Consider the following 18,009-nt stretch of genomic DNA (forward strand, 5'->3'; position numbering starts at 1 on the left):
AACCGTCCACGGTGGCCGGTCGGGGTCTACCCGGCCGCCCGGGCGAGGATGTCGACGTACCGGCGGCACCGGCCGGCGACGGTCGGCTCGTCGTACAGCTCCGTTGCGTACTCGACGACGCCGAGCAGGCCACCCCCGGTGGGGGTGAGCATGATCGACCAGTCCCGCCGGGCGCAGTCCAACCCCTGATCGGTGACCTCCGCCGTCAGCCCCGGCAGGCGCAGCGGCGGCATCCCCGGGTTCCAGGTGAACAGCGCCCCGGCGAACGGCGGCGGGTCACCCATCCGCCAGCCGGCGTCCACGGTGGCGTAGAGGGCCGGCAACGGGGCCGGCTGGTGTCGCACCGCGTCCAGGAACGCCGCGTCGAACCGGGCCGCCAGTTCGGTCAGGGGCTCGCCGTCGCGCAGCACCACCCGCACCGGCAGGGTGCCGGTGAACAGGCCGACCACCGCCTCCAGCTCCCGGCGGTCGCGGTGCGCGTAGGGGCAGGCGAGCAGGACGTCACGGGCGCCGGTCAGCTCGCCGACAAGCCGCGCGTAGGCGGCGGCGAGCAGCGGGAACAGCGTCAGGCCCGCGTCGGCGGCGAGCCGGTTCAGCCGGTCGGTCAGCGCGGCCGGCAGCGTGAAGGCGTACTCCGCGCCGACGCCCGAGGGCACGGCCGGACGGGGCCGGTCGGTGGGCAGCGGGACGGCCCGCGGCAGGTCGGCGAGGACGTCCCGCCAGTGCCGCAGCACCTCCGGCGGCACCCCGGCCCGGCGCTGCCGGCGCGCGTGCTCGACGTAGCGCAGGGCCGGGACGCGCTCGGGCGGCGCGCCCGCGTACGCCCGCCCCAGCTCGTCGAGGAGCTGGAGCATCGACCAGCCGTCCCCGCACAGGTGGTGCACGACCATCGACAGCACCCACCGGTCGTCGGTCAGCCGGGCGAGCCGGGCCCGCAGCCACGGCCCGTCGGCCGGGAAGGGCTCCCGGCCGGCCGCCACGCACCACGCCCGCACCGCGTCGGCGTCGGTGGCCGCCAGGTCGACCACGGGCACCACCACCGGGCGGTGGGGCAGCACCTCCTGCGCCGCCCCGCCGTCGCCGGCCACGATGCGGGTGCGCAGCGCCTCGTGCCGGGCCACCAGGGCGTCGACCGCCGCCGTGAGGGCGGGGACGTCGAGCGGGCCGGTGAGGTCGACGCGTACCGCCATGTGCACGGCCGCCGGGTTCGGGGCCTGGCGCTGGCGGTGCCACATCAGCTCCTGCTGGTACGTCGCCGGCGCCCGGCCGGCCGGGTCGACCGCCGCGGCCATCGCCCGCACGCCCGGGCTGCGCAGCACCCGGTCCACGCCGACGTCGACGCCGAGCGCCTCGCGCAGCCGGTTGGCCAGCCGCACCGCGCCCAGGGAGTCGCCACCGGCGGCGAAGTACGAGACGTCCAGCGGCACCCGGGACACGCCCAGCTCCGCGCACCACGCGTCGTGGACGAGCCGTTCCACGCCCGGCTGCGGCTCCTGGCCCGCGGGCGGCGCGGCGGGCGCGGGCAGCCGGGACACGTCGACCTTTCCGGTGTCGCCGACGGGCAGCGCGTCCAGCACCACCCAGGCGCGGGGCACCAGGTGCTCCGGCAGCCGCTCCCCCAGCTCGGCGGCCAGCCGGGCGGCGTGGGCGGCCGGCGGCCCGGTGCCGTCAGCGGTGTCGGCGTCGAGGGCGACGTCGGCGTCCGGGACGACGTACCCGACGAGGTAGGGCTCGGCCCGGTCGTGCCGGGCGACGACGGCGGCCTGCCGTACCCCCGGCAGCAGCGCCAGCGCGGCGGCTGCCTCGCCCGGCTCCACCCGGTGCCCGGCGATCTTCACCTGGTCGTCGACCCGGCCGCGGAACTCGATCGTGCCGTCGCCGCGCAGCCGGACCAGGTCGCCGGTGCGGTACATCCGGGCCCCCGGGTCGGTGGCGAACGGGTCCGGCAGGAACGCCGCCGCCGTCGCGCCGGGCCGCCCCAGGTAGCCGCGGGCGAGGCCGGCGCCGCCGACGTGCAGCTCGCCGACCGCGCCGGCCGGCACCGGCGCGCCGTCGCGGCCCAGCACGTAGAGGCGGCGGTGGTCCACGGGGCGGCCGATGTCGATCGGGCCGGCCCCGCCGGGCGGGACCGGACCGGCGGTGGTGACGATCGCGGCCTCGGTCGGGCCGTAGGCGTTGAGCACCTCGGCCGGATAGCCGGCGGGCGGCCGGCGGCGTAGCTGGCTGCCCCCGACCACCAGGGCCCGGACGGTCGGTGCCGGCGGCACCGCGAACACCAGTTCGGCCAGGGGCGCCGGCAGGAAGGCGACGGTCACCCCGGCCCGCCGCCATTGGTCGACCAGCCGCGCCGGGTCCGCGCGCACCCGCGACGGCACGAGGTGCAGGGTCGCCCCGGCGGCCAGCGTCGGATGGATCTCGGCGAGGTTCGCGTCGAACCCGAGGCCGAGCGCGTGCGCCACGGTGTCCGTGCCGGTGAGGGCCAGGGCGCGGGCGTGCCAGTCGACGACGTCCACGGCGGCGCGGTGCGGCACGCCCACCAGCCGGGGCCGCCCGGTGGAGCCGGAGGTGTAGACGCACCAGGCGAGGTGGCCGGGGCCGGCGGCGTCGACCGGATCGGACAGGGCGGGGTCGCCGGGGCGGTCGACCAGCACCCGCGCCGGCGGTGCGGCCCCGGCGGTCCCCGCCGCGGGGTCGACGGCGTCGACGCCGGCCCCCGGGAACGGGTCGGCGACGTCGGCGGCGGTCAGCAGCAGGCGGGCCCCGCTGTCGGCGAACAGGTCGCGCAGCCGGGCCGCCGGCAGGTCCGGGTCCAGCGGCAGGAAGGCCGCGCCGGCCAGCAACGCGCCGAGCTGCGCCGCGACCAGCTCCGCCCGGCGCGGCAGCAGCACCGCCACCAGGGCGTCCGGGCCGACGCCGTGCGCCGCGACCCGGCGGGCCAGCGCCCGCGCCCGGTCCCGCAGTTCCCGGTACGTCCACCGCCGCTGCCCGTCGACCACGGCCACCGCGTCGGGGGTCCGGTCGGCCTGCCGGAGGAACAGGTCGTGCAGCCGGTCTGCGGCGGGGGCGGGGCGCGGGCCGACCGGCCGGGCGGCGGGGTCGTCGAGCCGGGCGGCCAGCCGGGACAGGGGCTCGCCCGGCGCGCGGGTCAGCACGTCGAGCAGCCGGTGCAGGTGGTCGAGCAGCCGGTCCACGGTCGCCCGGTCCAGCACGTCGGTGCGGTACTCCACGTGGCAGCGCAGCGTCTCGCCGTGCGACAGGTAGACCATCAGGTCGACGGGGGCCTTGGCCAGGCCCAGCGGCAGCGGCTCGGCGGTGACGCCCGGCAGGTCGAAGGCGAATGCAGCCGGGCCGCTCTCGTACTCGACCACCACGTCGAACAGGGGGTGGCGGCCGGCCTCCCGGTGCGGGGCCACCGCCTCGACCAGCGCGTCGAACGGGACGCGGTCGTGCTCGTACCCGTCGGCGGCGGTGACCCGCACCCGGGCCAACAGCTCGCGGAAGCTCGGGTCGCCGGTGAGGTCCAGCCGCAGCGGGAGGGTCCGGACGAAGAACCCGACCAGGCCGGCGGTCCGCTCGTCCCGGCCGCTCGTGCCGGTGCCGATCACCAGGTCGTCCTGGCCGGTGAACCGGGACAGCAGCACCCCGAACGCGCTCAGCAGGGTGGTGAACGATGTGACCCCCTCGGCGCGGCTGAACCGCCGCACCCGCTGCGCCAGCTCGGCGGGCAGCTCGCGGAAGACGCTCTCGCCGGCCGCCGACGGCAGCGCCGGGCGGGTCAGGTCGGAGGGCAGGACGAGGGTGGGCGGGGCCGGGTCGAGCTGGGCCCGCCAGTAGGCCAGGTCCTTGTCGTCGGGCTCGCCCTCGCCGGCCGCCGCCAGCTCCGGGTAGGTCACCGGCAGCGGGGGCAGCCCCGCCGCCACGCCGGCCACCCGGGCCCGGTAGCGGGCCGAGACCTCGTCGGTCAGCACGGCGTACGAGCCGCCGTCGGTGGCCAGGTGGTGGAAGGCCAGCACCAGCACGTGCCGGGTGGCGGAGAAGCGCAGCAGGGTGAAGGCGAACACCGGCCCGTTGGCCAGGTCGAACACCCGGCGGCTCTCGGCGGCCAGCGCGGCGCGGACCGCCTCGTCCTCGTCCCCGCCGGTGTGCTCGCGCACCGGCAGCTCGACCGGCACCCGGTCGCGGACGACCTGCCGGGGCTCCCCGGCGACCTCGGCGTAGTGGGTGCGCAGCGGGGCGTGCCGGTCGACCACGTCGCGCAGCGCGCCCCGCAGCGCGGCGGGATCGAGGGGGCCGACGAGCCGCACGGCCGCCGCCTCGTTGTAGGCGGGCGTGCCCGGGTGCAGCCGCTCCATCAGCCACAGCCGGCGCTGCGCCGACGACAGCGGCGCGATCCGCTCGCCGCTCCGGTGCGGCGGGTCGACACCGGGCGGCCCTGCCGGCACGTCGTCGGGCTCCCGCGCCGGAGCGGCGTCGGTCGGCCCGGCGGGCCGGCGCGGGGTGGCTTGGCGCAGCGCGTCGAGCACCGGCAGGCCGGCCCGGACGGCGTCGGCGGGCAGTCCGAAGTCGACGAAGCAGGCGATCTCGTCGGCCCCCGCGTCGAGCACCGCCTGCACCACGGACCGGCAGCTCTCGGGTGAGCCGATGAGGGCCCGCTGCGCGCAGTACCGCTCGTACGCCCGGGACAACACGAACCGCACGTCCTCGTCGGGGACGCCGGCCAGGTCGATGTTCATGCCGAGGCTGTTGACCACCTCCCCCAGCAGGCGCAACGAGGAGCGCAGGTACGCGCAGAACGGCTCGAACGCCTCGGCGCGGGCCCGCTCGGCGTCCGCGCCGAGGTAGGTGTGCAGCAGCACCACCACGCGACCGCCGGCCGGGTCGAGGCCGTGCTCGGCGCGGGTGCGCCGGTAGAGCGCCACGTTCTCGGCGAGGCTCGCCACGTCCTGCGTCATCAGGTTCGTCACCACGCCGACGTCGCGGCGGGCGGCTTCCCGGTAGCTGTCGGGGTTGCCGACGATCGCGGTGAACACCGGCGGCTCGGGCTGCACCGGGCGGGGGAACAGGCGCACGTCGAGCGCCTCGCCGCTGCCCGAGCGGGCCGGCACCGCGTCCCCGCGCCACAGCCGCCGGACGGTCTCCAGGTGCTCGTACATCACCTGCTTGTGCCGGCCGAAGTGCTCGGGGTGGAAGACGAAGTCGTTGGCGTGCCAGCCGGGCGCGCAGCCCAGCCCGACCCGGCCGCCGGAGAGGTTGTCCACCATGGACCACTCCTCGGCGACCCGGACGGGGTGGTGCAGCGGCAGCACGACCGAGCCGGCGTTGAGCCGTACCCGGCGGGTGCGGGTCGCGAGGGCGGCGGCGAGGACGGACGGGTTGGGAAAGAGGCCGCCGAAGGAGTGGAAGTGCCGCTCGGGCAGCCAGACGGCGTGGAAGCCGTGCGCGTCGGCGAACTCCGCTGCGTCGAGGACGACGGCGTACTTGTCGTCGCGGTCCTGGTCGGGGTAGTCGCCGAAGAAGTAGAGGCTGAAGTCGACGGTCTCCGGCACCGTCGTCGCCGCGCCGGCGGCGGGGCGCGGGCGCGCGGCGGCCGGCGCGGTCGCGGGTGGCGCGGGGGGCGGCGGCGCGGGGGGCAGGGGCGCGGGCGCGGGTGGCGGCGGCGCGGGTGCCGGAGCCGGTGGCGGCGCGGCGGTGGGCGGGTTCGCCGGCAGGCCGGCGGTGGGCGGGTTCGCCGGCAGGCCGGCGGCGACGCCGAGCAGGGCGAGCTGCTGCCGCATCAGGTCGAGCTGCTGCCGGACGACGCCGACCAGCTCGCCCGACGCCGGCCGGGCCTCGTCGCCGGACGGTCCGCCCTCGGCGGCGGGTGGGGACGTTGCCGGCCCCGGGGCGTCCGAACCGGTCGGCGGCGCGGCGGCGGTGATCGCCGCGGCCAGCCGGCGTGGCGTGTCGACGGTGGTGAACAGGTCCCGCACCGGCACCCGGACGGCGAAGTCGCGCTCGATCTCCCGGGACATGGTGATCAGCAGAAGCGAGTCGGCGCCCAGGGCGAAGAAGCCCGCGTCCGGTTCGACCTCGGCGGGGGCCAGGCCGAGCCGGTCGGCCGTCAGGGCGCGCACCCGCTCCAGCACCGCGTCCGCCGGGGCCCCCGGCACCGCCGACGCCGCCGCGTTCGTGCCCGCATCGCCGACGGGGGCAGCGGCCACGCCGGCAGGAGCCGGGGCGGGGGCAGCGGCGACGCCGGCGGGAGCCGGGGCGGGGGCAACCTCCGGGGTGGCCCAGAAGCGGCGGCGCTGGAAGGGGTAGCCGGGCAGCGTCACCCGGCGTCCGCCGTGGCCGTCCACGAGCGCCGACCAGTCCAGCGGCACGCCCGCGACGTGCAGCTCCGCCACGGCCCGCCACAGCCCGGCCGCCGGGTCGAGCCCTCGCCGCTGGGACGGCACCCAGCGCGCCCCCGCCCCGGCCGTCCCGTCGACGGTGGCGGCGACGCCGGCCGCGCCCGCGAGGGCGGTGAGCACGCCGCCCGCGCCCGCCTCGACCACCGTCGCGACCGCCTCGGCGGCCAGGGCGCGGACCGCGTCGTGCCAGCGCACCGGCTCGCGGGCGTGGCGGCACAGGTACACGGCGTCGGGCCGCCAGCCGGGCGGGCGGACCCGGCCGTCGAGGGCGCTGACCAGCGGCAGCCGGGTCGGCCGGAACTCGGTCGCGGCGGCCAGCTCGCGCAGCGGGCCCAGCACCGGCGTGACCGCCGCCGAGTGGAACGCCCGGTCGACCGGGAGCAGCCGGGTCGCCACCCCGATCCGGGCGGCCCGGTCGGCGGCGGCGTCGACGGCGTCGGGCGGGCCGGCGAGGACGTGCTGCGTCGGCCCGTTGACCGCCGCCAGCTCCAGCGGCGACCCGGCGGCCAGCGCGTCCACGGTCGACCGGTCGGCAAGCACCGCCAGCATCGCGCCGGGCGGCAGGTGCTCGGCCATCAGGCGGCCCCGGTGGGCGGCGAGCCGCACGGCGTCGGCGAGGGTCAGCGCGCCCGCGACGACCAGGGCCGCGTACTCGCCGACGCTGTGGCCCAGGACGTGGTCCACGGGCAGGCCCCACGAGCGCCACAGCTCGGCCAGCGCCACCCCGACGACGACCAGCGCCGGCTGGGCGACGTCGGTGGGCCGGCCGGTCGTCGGGCGGTCCGCGCGCAGCAGGGCGACGAGGTCGCCGCCGACCGCCTCCCGGTACGCGTCGGCGGCCTCGTCGAGCACCGCCCGGACGACCGGGAAGCGGGCGGCCAGCGGAAGCAGCGCGTCGCGGACCTCGCCCTGGCCGGGGAAGGCGAGGGCGACCGGCCCGGTGGTGTCCCCGCCGGCCTCGCCCGTCACCACGTCGGCGGGCAGGCCGGCGGCGTGCCGGTGCAGGGCCTCGGCGAGCGCGGCGGTGCAGCCGCCGAGGGCGACGAGCCGGTGGCGCAGGTGCCGGCGGCCGGTGCCGGCGGTGTGCACGACGTCGGCCAGGGCCAGGTCGGGGTCGGCGCGCAGCCGGTCCCGGTGGCGCAGGGCGAGCGCGGCCAGCGCGGCGGGGTCGGCGGCGGAGATGGGGAGCAGCCCGGGGACCCGCTCCGGCCGGTCGGCGGGGCGCGGCAGCGGGGGCGGCGGCTGCTCGACGACGACGTGGGCGTTGGTGCCGCCGACGCCGAGCGCGCTGACGGCGGCGCGCCGGGGCGACCCGGTCGCCGGCCAGTCGGCGGCGACGGTGGTCACGGTGAACGGCCCGTCGGCCAGGCCCAGCGCGGGGTTCGGCCGGGCGAAGTTGACCTGCGGCGGCACCCGGCCGGAGCGGACGGCGAGCACGGCCTTGATCAGCCCGGCCATGCCGGCGCAACTGTCCAGGTGACCGATGTTGGCCTTCACCGAGCCGAGGAACGCCCGCGCGGGCGCGTACGCCTCGGCCAGCGCGTGGTGCTCGACCGGGTCGCCGAGGGCGGTGCCCGTGCCGTGCGCCTCGACGTACCCGATGGAGGCGGCCGGCACCCCGGCGTCGCGCAACGCCCGCCGGACCACGTCGACCTGCCCTGGCACCCCGGGGGCGGTCCAGCCGACCTTGCCCGCCCCGTCGTTGTTGACGGCCGAGCCGAGCAGCACCGCGTGGATGCGGTCGCCGTCGGCCAGCGCCCGGTCCAGCGGCTTGAGCACCACCGCGGCGACCCCGTTGCCGCCGACCGTGCCGTCGGCGTCGGCGTCGAAGGGCCGGCACCGGCCGGACGCCGACAGGATCGACCCGGGGGTGTGCCGGTAGCCGGTGACCTGCGGGACGTGCACCGCCACCGCGCCCGCGACGGCGACGTCGGCGTCACCGGCGAGCAGGGCGCGGGCGGCCAGGTGCACCGCGACCAGCGAGGTGGAGCAGGCGGTCTGCACGGTCACGGCGGGTCCGGTCAGCCCCAGCCGGTACGCGACCCGGGTGGCCAGGAAGTCGGGCTGGTTGCCCAGCGCCGCGCCGATGGCGGTCGCCGGGTCGGCGGAGGCGACGGCCTGCGGGAGCTGGTGGCGCAGGTAGGTGTGGTGCGGGTAGAGGTTCATCCCGCCCCCGGCGAAGACGCCGATGCGCCGGCCGTCGGCCTCGCCGGGGCAGCCGGCGTCCTCCAGGGCGTGGTGGCAGGTCTCCAGGAACAGCCGGTGCTGCGGGTCCAGCAGTTCGGCCTCGCGGGGGCTGACGCCGAAGAAGCCGGCGTCGAAGCCGGCGACGTCGTCCAGCACGCCGCTGGCCGCGACGTACCCCGGGTCCCGCGCGAGGTGTTCGGGCACCCCGGCGGCGGCCAGCTCCGCCGGGGTGAAGGCGCGGACGCTCTCCACGCCGGCCAGCAGCGCCGCCCAGTACTCGTCGACGTCCGCCGCGCCGGGGAAGCGGGCGGCCATCCCGACGACGGCGACCCGCCGGTCCGCCGATGGCCGCGCCGCCTCGGGCGTGGGGGCCGGGCCGGTGGCGGCGAGGTGCGCGGCGAGGGCGTCGACGGTCGGGTGGGCGAACAGCGCGGGCTGCGGCACCGGGCGGCCCAGCGTCTCCTCCAGCCTGGCCCGCAGCGCGACGATCTCGACCGAGCCGACGCCCAGCTCGTAGAAGGGCCGGTCGGCCTCGACCGGTCGGCCGAGGACGTCGGCGAGCGCGGCGCGGACGACGGCGCGTACCGCCGCCCGGCCGGGGGCCGCCGGGGCCGCCTCCCCCGCCGGGGCCGCCCCGGGGCCGTCGGTGGCAGCGTCGTCCGGCTGGCCCGGCGGCGGGAAGCCGCCGGCGAGGAACCGGCGGCGCAGCACCGCGCGCTGGATCTTGCCCCCGGTGGTACGCGGGAAGTCGGCCTCGCCGACGACCACCACCCGTGCCGGGGCGACCTGCCAGCGCCGGGCCACCGCCGCCGAGACGGCTTCGGTCACCCGCCCCGCCCCGGGCCCGGTCGCCGCGTGCGGATCAGCGGGAGCGACGGCGTCGCCCCCCTCGGTGTCGGTGACGGCGAAGACCACCAGGGCCTCGGTGCCGGCACGGGCGTCGGGCACCCCGACGGCGGCGACGAGCCCGGCCCGCACCCCCGCGACGGCCCCGACGACCCGCTCGATCTCGTGGCAGGGGATGTTCTGCCCGTTGAGGACGAGCAGGTCCTTGGCCCGGCCGGTGATGGTCAGCGCGCCGTCGCGCAGGTAGCCCAGGTCCCCGGTGTCCAGCCAGTCCCCGTCGGGGAACGCGGCGCGGTTGGCCTCGGGGTCGCCGAGGTAGCCGGGGGTGACCCGGGCGGAACGCACCTGCACCCGGCCGACGCGGCCCTCGGGCTGCACCGCGCCGTCGGCGTCGACGATCCGCAGGGTCGCCCCGGGCGCGGGCCGGCCGACGGAGAGCAGCTCGGTGACGTCGCCGCCGGCGGCGTCCTCGACCCATTCCACGTCGCCGTCCAGGCTGGCGGTGCGGACCACCTGCCGGCAGCCCGGCTCGGTGAACGACGCGAAGGTGATCCCCGTCGACGTCTCCGACATCCCCCAGGCCGGGGTCATCGCCGCCGCCGGCACCCCGGTCGCGGCGACGAACGCACGGAAGGTCTCCGGCAGGCACTGCTCGCCGCCGCTGACCATGCGCCGGACCCCGCCCAGCTCCCAGCGCCGGCCGCCCGGGGCGCGGGCCACCACGTCGGCCACCAGCCGCAGGCCGAAGTTCGGCGACCAACCGTGGGTCACCCCGTGGCGGGCCATCAGGTCGAGCCAGCGCGTCGGGTCCGCCAGGACCCGCCCGGTGGCGACGTGCACGGAGGACGCGCCGAGGAACACCCCGCCGAGGTGGTAGAGGAGCAGGCCGGCGACGTGGTCCAGGGGCAGCCAGTTGAGCAGCACGTCGCCGGGGCGCACGTCGAGCAGCACGCGGGCGCCGACGGCGTACTCGGACAGGCCCCGGTGGGTCAGCGGGATGATCTTCGGGGTGCCGGTGCTGCCCGACGAGAGTTGCAGGATCGCCACCGCGTCGGGCGCGGGCTCGGCGTCCGGCGGTTCGACCGCTGCGTCGGCCGTCGCCGGTTCCCCCGCCGGTCCCGGCGCGTCGCACGCCGCCAGCTCCGCGACGTCGACCACCCGGCCGGCCAGCGGCAGCCCGGCCAGCCCCGCCACGTCCGCCGGCCCGGCGAGCACGACCGGGGCGTCGAGGGCCCGCCAGGCGTGCAGCAGCGCGGCGACGGCGGGGCTGTCCGCGTCGTAGCCGGCCGGCGCGCCGACGGTCAACGGCACGACGCCGCCGAGCACGCAGCCCCAGAACGCCGGCCAGTAGTCCACGCCGGAGTCGACCCGCAGGATCGCCGACGAGCCGGGGGCCACCCCGCGTGCCCGCAGGCCGGCCCGCACGGCGCGGGCCCGGACGAGCAGCGTCGCGTGGTCGAGCAGGGTCTCCGTGCCGTCCTCGGCCACGACGCGGATGCCGGCATCGGGGAAGTCCCGTGCCGCACGCCGCAGCGCCGCGCCCAGCGTCCGGGGGTGCTCCGGGTCGGCGGGCAGGTCGCCGCCGTGGCTGACGGCGGGCCGGCGGACGGGCGGTACGGCGGTCACGGCGTCACCTCGGCGGGTCGGTGGGTCGACGGGTCGTCGTGCCGGTCGGCGCCGGTCGGCGGGTCGCGCCGGCCGGACGGCCGCACCGTCTGGGCGAGCAGGAAGGCGAGGGCCACGGCGCAGGCCACCCCGTGGGCGGCGACGACGACCGTGAACGGGGCCGCCCGGTCGAGCGCGGCGGCGCAGCCGATCATGCCGAGGCCGAAGCCGGCGTTCTGCGCCGCGCTGGCGAACCCGAACAGCCGGGCCCGCTGGGACTCGTCGACGCCCTGGAGCCTGGTCGTGTAGCTGATCTCGGCGTAGCCGTCGGCCGCGCCCGCCGCGAGGGTCAGGGGGATCAGCAGCCACAGGGGCGGATCGGTGAAGGCGAGCACGAAGAACAGCGACATGAGGCAGGTGGCCACGCCGAAGGCGCGCGGCGAGCCCACCTGACCGGTGCGGGCGGCCACCCGGGCGCACCACCGGCCGGCGGCGAGGCTGCCCACCGCCCACGAGGTCAGGAACACGGCGGCGTACGCCGCCGGCGAGTCGGGGCGGACCAGGCTGGCCTGCACCGGGATGCCGACGTTGTGGGCCGCGGAGCCGAACGCGTCGGCGGCGCGTACGCCGATCATCGCCGCCACGACCGGCGCGACCGCCCGCAGCACCCCGACGCCCGCCCACGCCCGGGGCCCGGCGGGCGCGGCGGCACCCGGCGCGGCGGCGACCGGCCGGCGGGCCGGCACCCGGGCCAGCAGCCCGGCGGAGAGGGCGTACGTGCCGGCGTCGAGCAGGAACGCCAGCTCGTAGCCGAGCCCCGCGACCAGGACGCCCGCCGAGGCGAAGCCGAGCAGCATCGCCACCGACCGGGCCGCGACGAGCCGGGCGTTCGCGCGGGCCCGCCGGTCCGGCCCGGCCAGGTCGGGCAGCTCGCTGCGCAGCGCGACGCCCCACAGGGTCTGCCCACAGCCGAGCACGACCGCGAGCGCGTAGAGCGCCGCCGGTCGGGCCCCGGCCGGGGCGGCCACCAGCAGCGCCAGGGTCACCGCCGAGAGCACGTCCGCGCCGATCATGAGACGGGTGCGGCGGTAGCGTCCGGCGAGCAGGCCGCTGACCGGCCCCATGAGGAACCCGGCGGCCAGCCGGACGGCCATGAACAGGCCGGTCTGCGCGGCGGAGCCGGTGAGCTCCAGGACGAACAGGCCCAGCGCCACCAGGTTCAGGTAGCTGCCGTAGGTGGAGACCGCGTGCGCGGCCACCACCAGCCGCAGGTCACGCGCCGCGCGCCCCGCGTCGGCCGCCTTCGCCACTGAGTGTCCCCGTCACTGTCGTCTCACCGGTTAAGACGATCTTGCCGGGCGGACGGACGAGTTTCAATGCCGGGCCGGGGTTTGCGGGGTGCCCCTACCCGCCCGCGCTCAGGTAGCGGGCGGGGACGGCGTCGGTCAGCCAGACGCCGTTGGCGCTGCGGTGGAAGGCGTGCCCGGCGCGGGCCATCGCCGCCGCGTCGACGGTGAGGACCACGACCGGGCCGCCGCGCCGGGCGCCGACCCGACGGGCCGTCTCGACGTCGGCCGACAGGTGTACGTGGTGCCGGCCGCCCCGGTGCAGCCCGGTGGCCCGGATCGAGTCGAGGACAGCGGCGGCGGTGCCGTGGTAGAGCAGCGCGGGCGGCTCGACCGCCGGCAGCCCCAGCTCGACGGGGATCGAGTGGCCCTGGTTGGCGCGGATCCGCTCGACCCCGTCGGGGCCGCGTTCGACCGCGAAGCGCTGCTTGTCGTTGCCGGCCACGACCGCGTCGAGGTCGGTCCGCCCCACCCGCAGGGCGGCGAGCAGGTCGTCGACCGGCACCCAGCCGGCCCGGTCGGGCGTGAGGCCGAGGCGGTAGGGCTCGTGCCGCAGCGCCTTCGACATCCGCTTGCTCAACGTGACCATGGTGCGGTGGTCCATGGCGGCATTGTGGTCGTCGCCGCCGCGCGGCTCCACCGGATTCCCGGCGGCGCGGCTGCTAGCCTCTCGCCTCGGGGCGCAACCACCAGCGGGAGGCCGACCGTGCCCAGGGAGACCGGACGCACGCTCGTCGCGTCGAACAAGAAGGCCCGCCACGACTACGACATCCTCAAGACGTACGAGGCGGGGCTGGTGCTCGCCGGCACCGAGGTGAAGTCGCTGCGCGCCGGGTACGTGTCGCTGGTCGACGCCTTCGCCCAGGAGCACGACGGCGAGCTGATGCTGCACGGCCTGCACATCGCCGAGTACGGCTTCGGCAGTTGGACCAACCACCAGCCCCGGCGCACCCGCAAGCTGCTGCTGCGCCGCATCGAGATCGACCGGATCCTCGACCGGGTACGCGAGGGCGGGCTGACGCTCGTGCCGCTGTCGCTGTACTTCTCCAACGGCTGGGCGAAGGTGGAGCTGGGCCTGGCCCGGGGCCGGCGGTCGTACGACAAGCGGCAGGCCCTCGCCGAGCGCGACGCCAAGCGGGAGATCGCCCGGGAGCTGGGCCGCCGCCTCAAGGGCGCCCAGGGCCGCCGCCGGTAGGCACGACGGCCCTGCGGCGGCGACCCCGCTCAGCCCTTGACGCAGACCACCTGCCTGAGGTGGGCGACGACCTCGACCAGGTCCTCCTGCTGCGCCATCACCTGCGTGATGTCCTTGTACGCGGCCGGGATCTCGTCGACCACCCCGGCGTCCTTGCGGCACTCCACCCCGGCGGTCTGCGCCGCCAGGTCGGCGGTGCTGTACGTCCGCTTCGCCTGCCCGCGCGACATCCGCCGCCCCGCCCCGTGGGAGGCGGAGCAGTACGCGTCGACGTTGCCCCGGCCGCGCACGATGTACGACCCGGTGCCCATCGACCCCGGGATGATGCCCAGGTCACCGACGCCGGCCCGGATCGCGCCCTTGCGGGTGACCAGCACGTCCACCCCGCCGTAGGTCTCCTCGGCGACGTAGTTGTGGTGGCAGCTGATCGGCTCGTCGAAGCCGACGTGGCCGACCGCGTCGCGGACCACGCCGCAGAGCAGGGCCAGCATCACCGCGCGGTTGCGCCGGGCGTACTCCTGCGCCCACCACAGGTCCCGCCGGTATGCCGCCATCTCCGGGGTGCCGGCGAGGAAGACCGCGAGGTCCCGGTCGGGCAGCCCCGCGTTGTGCGGCAGCCGCCGCGCGATGCCCATGTGCCGCTCCGCCAGCTCCTTGCCGATGTTGCGGGAGCCGGAGTGCAGCATCAGCCAGACCCGGCCGGCGTCGGGCCCGCCGGACTCCAGGCAGACCTCGATGAAGTGGTTGCCGCCGCCGAGGGTGCCCAGCTGCTGCCGGGCGCGGCCCTCCAGCGGGGCCACCCGCTCGTCGAGGGTGGCGAAGCGCGCCCAGAAGTCGGCCCAGCCGCGCTGCTCCAGCCCCCGCACGCGGCGCGGGTCGACCGGGTCGTCGTGCCTGGCGAAGCCGACCGGGATCGCGGCCTCGATCGCCGAGCGCAGCCCGGCGAGGTCGTCGGGCAGGTCGGCGGCGGTCAGCGAGGTGCGCACGGCCGACATGCCGCAGCCGATGTCCACGCCGACGGCGGCCGGGGAGACCGCCTGCCGCATCGCGATCACCGAGCCGACGGTCGCGCCCTTGCCGAAGTGGACGTCGGGCATGACGGCGACGCCCTCGACCCACGGCAGGGCGCCGATGTTGCGCAGCTGCTGGGCGGCCTGCGGCTCGATCGCGTACGGGTCGGTCCAGACCCGCACGGGCGCCCGGGTGCCGTGCAGCGGGGTGAAGGCCATCGTGTCTCTCCTCGTCGGACGGGAAGTCACTCCCCGTCGGATGAGGAAAGGTAGGCCGGGGGCGCGACGACCGGCAACGGATAATCGGCCCCGCCGCCGGGTGGTCAGGCGCGGGCGACGCCCTCGCCGACCGGCTCGGAGACGTGGTCGAGGAACGGGAAGCGGGCCCGCAGCTCGCCGAGGCTCGCCCCGCCGCGCCAGGCGTCGGCGATCCGCACGACCTGGTCCAGGTCGGTGGTGTCGCCGTCGGCCCGGCAGCCGTCCGCGCCCGCGATGTCGACCATGAAGTAGCGGGCCTGCGCGCCCAGGCCCACGCAGACGGTGCCCCGATCGGAGCGCAGCTCGGCGCAGGTGAACCGGCCCCGCCCCTGCTCGGGGGCGCTGATGCGGCCCACGTCGGCCTGGCACCGGGTCGCGGCCAGGGCCAGCGCGGACGCGAGCCCGCCCAGCTCGACCAGGTCGGGGTAGAGGCGCACACCCAGCGCCGTCGACACGTCGGTCACCACTGACTCCCACTTCTCTGTGACGGATCCAGCAGCGCGGACGTTACAGCCTGGTAAACCCGGCAGCTACCCTCGCGGGCGACTCGGGACGAAATTCCTGTGCCAACCGGACCAAGGTCCCGCCCCGGCCGGCGGGCTCCGCCCGCGCCGCCGCGGCCCTCCGGCGCGTAGCATCCACGCCCATGGCATTGATCCGGTGCAACTTCCACTCCGAGGCGCTGGGCATGGGCACCTCGATGACGGTGCTCCTGCCGGACCCGGCCGGCGTCGGCATCGGGCTGTCCGGCGGCGCGCCGGCCGGCGACCCGCCCGTGCTGTACCTGCTGCACGGCCTCAGCGACGACGACACGATCTGGACCCGGCGCACCTCCGTCGAGCGGTACGTCGCGCCGCTGGGCCTGGCCGTGGTGATGCCGCAGGTGGGGCGGAGCTTCTACACCGACGAGGAGCACGGCAACCGGTACTGGACGTTCCTCAGCGAGGAGCTGCCCGAGGTCTGCCGGTCGTTCTTCCGGCTGTCCGACCGGCGGGAGGACACCTTCGTCGCCGGCCTGTCGATGGGCGGCTACGGCGCGGTGAAGTGGGCGCTGCGCGAGCCGGGGCGGTTCGCGGCGGCGGCGAGCCTGTCGGGGGCGCTGAACGTCGCCCACCGGCGGCACCATCCCACCCACCCGATGGACCCGGCGGTGTGGCACACCGTCTTCGGCGACCGGGCGGTGTCCGGCAGCGACGACGACACGGTGGCGCTGCTGGAACGCGCCGGCGACGACCTGCCGGCCCTCTACGTCGCCTGCGGCACCGAGGACTTCCTGTTCGACGACAACACCCGGTTCGTCGAGACGGCCCGGCGGCGGGGCGTGCCGCTGACCGTGGACTTCTCCCCCGGCGACCACGACTGGGCGTACTGGGATGCGAAGATCTCCGACGTGCTGGCCTGGCTGCCGCTGCGCGCCCCCGCCACCCGGTCACAGTGACGAGCGGGCCACCGGGAAGTCGAAGTACGTGTCGGGGTACGGCTCGTCGGCGAGGCGGTAGTGCCACCACTCGCGCGGATAGTTGGTGAAGCCGGCGTCGGCCATCAGCCGCCTGAGCAGCTCGCGGTTGTCCCGGGCGACGCCGGTGATCCGGCGGTCGGCGGTGTGGGCGCGCGGGTCGAAGCAGTCGAAGCCGGTGCCCATGTCGACGCCGTTGTCCGCGTAGCGTTCCCCGGCCGGGGCGGTGCACGCCACCAGCGGCGCGCCGGGCGCGTACGGGGGCTGCTCGGGCGGCGGGTCGGGCACGAGCGTCAAGTCGACGGTGCTGCCCCGGCTGTGCGCGGTGGGCGCGCCGAGGTAGCCGTCGGCGAACAGCCGCGACTTGGCCACGTCGGGATAGAACTCGGCCTTCATCCGCTGTTCGCCGGGCCGCCCCGCCCAGTCGACGAAGTCGTCGACGGCCCGTTGGGGCCGGTAGCAGTCGTACACCTTGAGGCGGTGACCGGTGGCGCGGGCGGCCTGCTGCGCCCGGCGCAGCGCGTCGGCGGCGGGCCCGGTGAGCAGGCACAGCGGTTCCCGGTAGCCGGCGATCGGCCGGCCGACGAAGTTGTGGGCCCCCGCGTACCGGATGTCGGTCACGACGGTCGGGTCCACGTCGGACAGGTCGACGAACCCGGCCGGGGCGCGCGACCCGGCGGCCGTCGGGGTGGCCGGGGCGGACGGGGCCGGCGCCGGGCGCTGCGGCGCGGGGCAGCCGGGCAGCAGCGCGGCGACGGCCACGACGGCCGTGACCGGCACGGTGGCACGGGTGGACCGTCCCGCCCCGCGCCGCCGCCCCATACCCACCGTTCTAGCAGCATTTCGGCTGGTAGGCGGCCACCGGCCGAATCCGGCGGCCGGCGGCGGGGTCAGCGTCCGCGCACCGCCCGGCGGATCTCCACCGGCAGCGCGGGCGCGCCGTCGACGGGGGCCGGGTCCTCGGGCGTGGGGGCGATACCGCCGGCGGCGATCCGGTCCAGGGTGGCCAGGCCGGCGGCGTCCACCTCGCCGAAGACGGTGTAGTTCGGGCGCAGCGCCGAGTCCGCGTACACCAGGAAGAACTGGCTGCCGTTGGTGTCGGGGCCGGCGTTGGCCATGGCGAGCAGGCCCCGGGCGTAGACGCGGCGCGCGCCCGTCGGGTCCGTCGGGGCGGGCGGCAGGTCGGTGGGCAGCTCGTCGGCGTACCGGTAGCCCGGCCCGCCCTCGCCGGTGCCCGACGGGTCGCCGCACTGGAGCACGCTCAGCGTGGGGTACGCGGTGAGCCGGTGGCACGACGTGCGGTCGTAGAACCGGTGCCGGGCCAGGTGCAGGAAGCTCTGCACGGTGCAGGGTGCCTGCCCGCGGTCGAGGGTCAGCCCGATCGGGCCGTAATTGGTGCGCAGCGTGACCCGCACGGAGCCGTGCTCGGGCGTCCGGCGGGGGTCGGGCGGCAGCGGGACGGGCCGGGCCGGCGGCTCGTCGGGGGTCTCGGTGTACGCGCACGGCCCGGGCGTCGCCGGCGGCGGAACCTCGGTGACGGCGGTCCCGGTGGCCGACGGCGGCGCGGCGACGGCGACGGCGGCGCTGCCGCCGACCAGCCCCGTGGCGAGCAGCGCGACCCCGGCGAGCCGGGACAGCGCCCGTGGCCTGCGGCGACGGGCCGGGGGCGGCGGAACCGGCTGCCGGCGGGATGACCTCGACACGTGGCGTCCTC

General features: G+C 77.6%; 9 protein-coding genes. 2 read left to right on the forward strand and 7 right to left on the reverse strand.

The genetic code is table 11. The features are described 5' to 3' along the window. Nucleotides 1–26: 26 nt before the first annotated feature. From ACFYWL_RS04015 to ACFYWL_RS04025, 3 genes are all read right to left on the reverse strand, one after another. Nucleotides 27–11,051 (reverse strand): MupA/Atu3671 family FMN-dependent luciferase-like monooxygenase, encoded by an 11,025-nt coding sequence (locus ACFYWL_RS04015; protein ID WP_386967041.1) that lies wholly within the window; start codon nt 11,049–11,051, stop codon nt 27–29. Beyond that, nucleotides 11,048–12,340 carry an MFS transporter gene (locus ACFYWL_RS04020; protein ID WP_386967044.1) on the reverse strand — a complete coding sequence of 431 codons (1,293 nt, stop codon included), beginning with the start codon at nt 12,338–12,340 and terminating at the stop codon, nt 11,048–11,050. The genes ACFYWL_RS04015 and ACFYWL_RS04020 overlap by 4 nt, the downstream gene beginning before the upstream one ends. A gap of 94 nt (nt 12,341–12,434) precedes the next feature. Then, a complete protein-coding gene (locus ACFYWL_RS04025) occupies nt 12,435–12,980 on the reverse strand; it encodes an RNA 2'-phosphotransferase (RefSeq protein WP_386967047.1) in 546 nt (181 codons plus the stop codon). A gap of 102 nt (nt 12,981–13,082) precedes the next feature. On the opposite strand from ACFYWL_RS04025, the gene smpB reads away from it, so the two are divergent. After that, nucleotides 13,083–13,571 carry an SsrA-binding protein SmpB gene (smpB, locus tag ACFYWL_RS04030; protein WP_074479328.1) on the forward strand — a complete coding sequence of 163 codons (489 nt, stop codon included), beginning with the start codon at nt 13,083–13,085 and terminating at the stop codon, nt 13,569–13,571. Between the two features lie 29 nt (nt 13,572–13,600). Here the strand turns inward: smpB and ACFYWL_RS04035 are convergent, their stop codons facing one another. Continuing rightward, nucleotides 13,601–14,800, reverse strand: coding sequence for an RtcB family protein (locus ACFYWL_RS04035; protein WP_386967050.1), 1,200 nt, complete (start codon nt 14,798–14,800; stop codon nt 13,601–13,603). A 104-nt stretch (nt 14,801–14,904) separates the two neighbouring features. Next, a complete protein-coding gene (locus ACFYWL_RS04040) occupies nt 14,905–15,303 on the reverse strand; it encodes a hypothetical protein (RefSeq protein ID WP_386967053.1) in 399 nt (132 codons plus the stop codon). A gap of 182 nt (nt 15,304–15,485) precedes the next feature. Between ACFYWL_RS04040 and ACFYWL_RS04045 the strand changes: the two genes are divergently transcribed. Next, nucleotides 15,486–16,277 carry an alpha/beta hydrolase gene (locus ACFYWL_RS04045; RefSeq protein ID WP_386967055.1) on the forward strand — a complete coding sequence of 264 codons (792 nt, stop codon included), beginning with the start codon at nt 15,486–15,488 and terminating at the stop codon, nt 16,275–16,277. Here the strand turns inward: ACFYWL_RS04045 and ACFYWL_RS04050 are convergent. Further along, nucleotides 16,269–17,075, reverse strand: coding sequence for a M15 family metallopeptidase (locus tag ACFYWL_RS04050; protein ID WP_386967057.1), 807 nt, complete (start codon nt 17,073–17,075; stop codon nt 16,269–16,271). The genes ACFYWL_RS04045 and ACFYWL_RS04050 overlap by 9 nt on opposite strands. A 110-nt stretch (nt 17,076–17,185) precedes the next feature. Further along, the gene (locus ACFYWL_RS04055; RefSeq protein WP_386967762.1) at nt 17,186–17,932 is read right to left on the reverse strand and encodes a peptidylprolyl isomerase; all 747 of its coding nucleotides are present in this window, start codon (nt 17,930–17,932) and stop codon (nt 17,186–17,188) included. Nucleotides 17,933–18,009: the final 77 nt, after the last annotated feature.

Origin of the sequence: Micromonospora sp. NPDC002575, assembly GCF_042889525.1 — a bacterium.
Lineage (GTDB): Bacteria > Actinomycetota > Actinomycetes > Mycobacteriales > Micromonosporaceae > Micromonospora > Micromonospora carbonacea.

Bases quoted from the DNA above. Each gene is read 5' to 3' on its own strand.
- ACFYWL_RS04035 (WP_386967050.1), bottom strand. From the start codon at position 14,800: ATGGCCTTCACCCCGCTGCACGGCACCCGGGCGCCCGTGCGGGTCTGG.
- ACFYWL_RS04045 (WP_386967055.1), top strand. From the start codon at position 15,486: ATGGCATTGATCCGGTGCAACTTCCACTCCGAGGCGCTGGGCATGGGC.
- ACFYWL_RS04025 (WP_386967047.1), bottom strand. From the start codon at position 12,980: ATGGACCACCGCACCATGGTCACGTTGAGCAAGCGGATGTCGAAGGCG.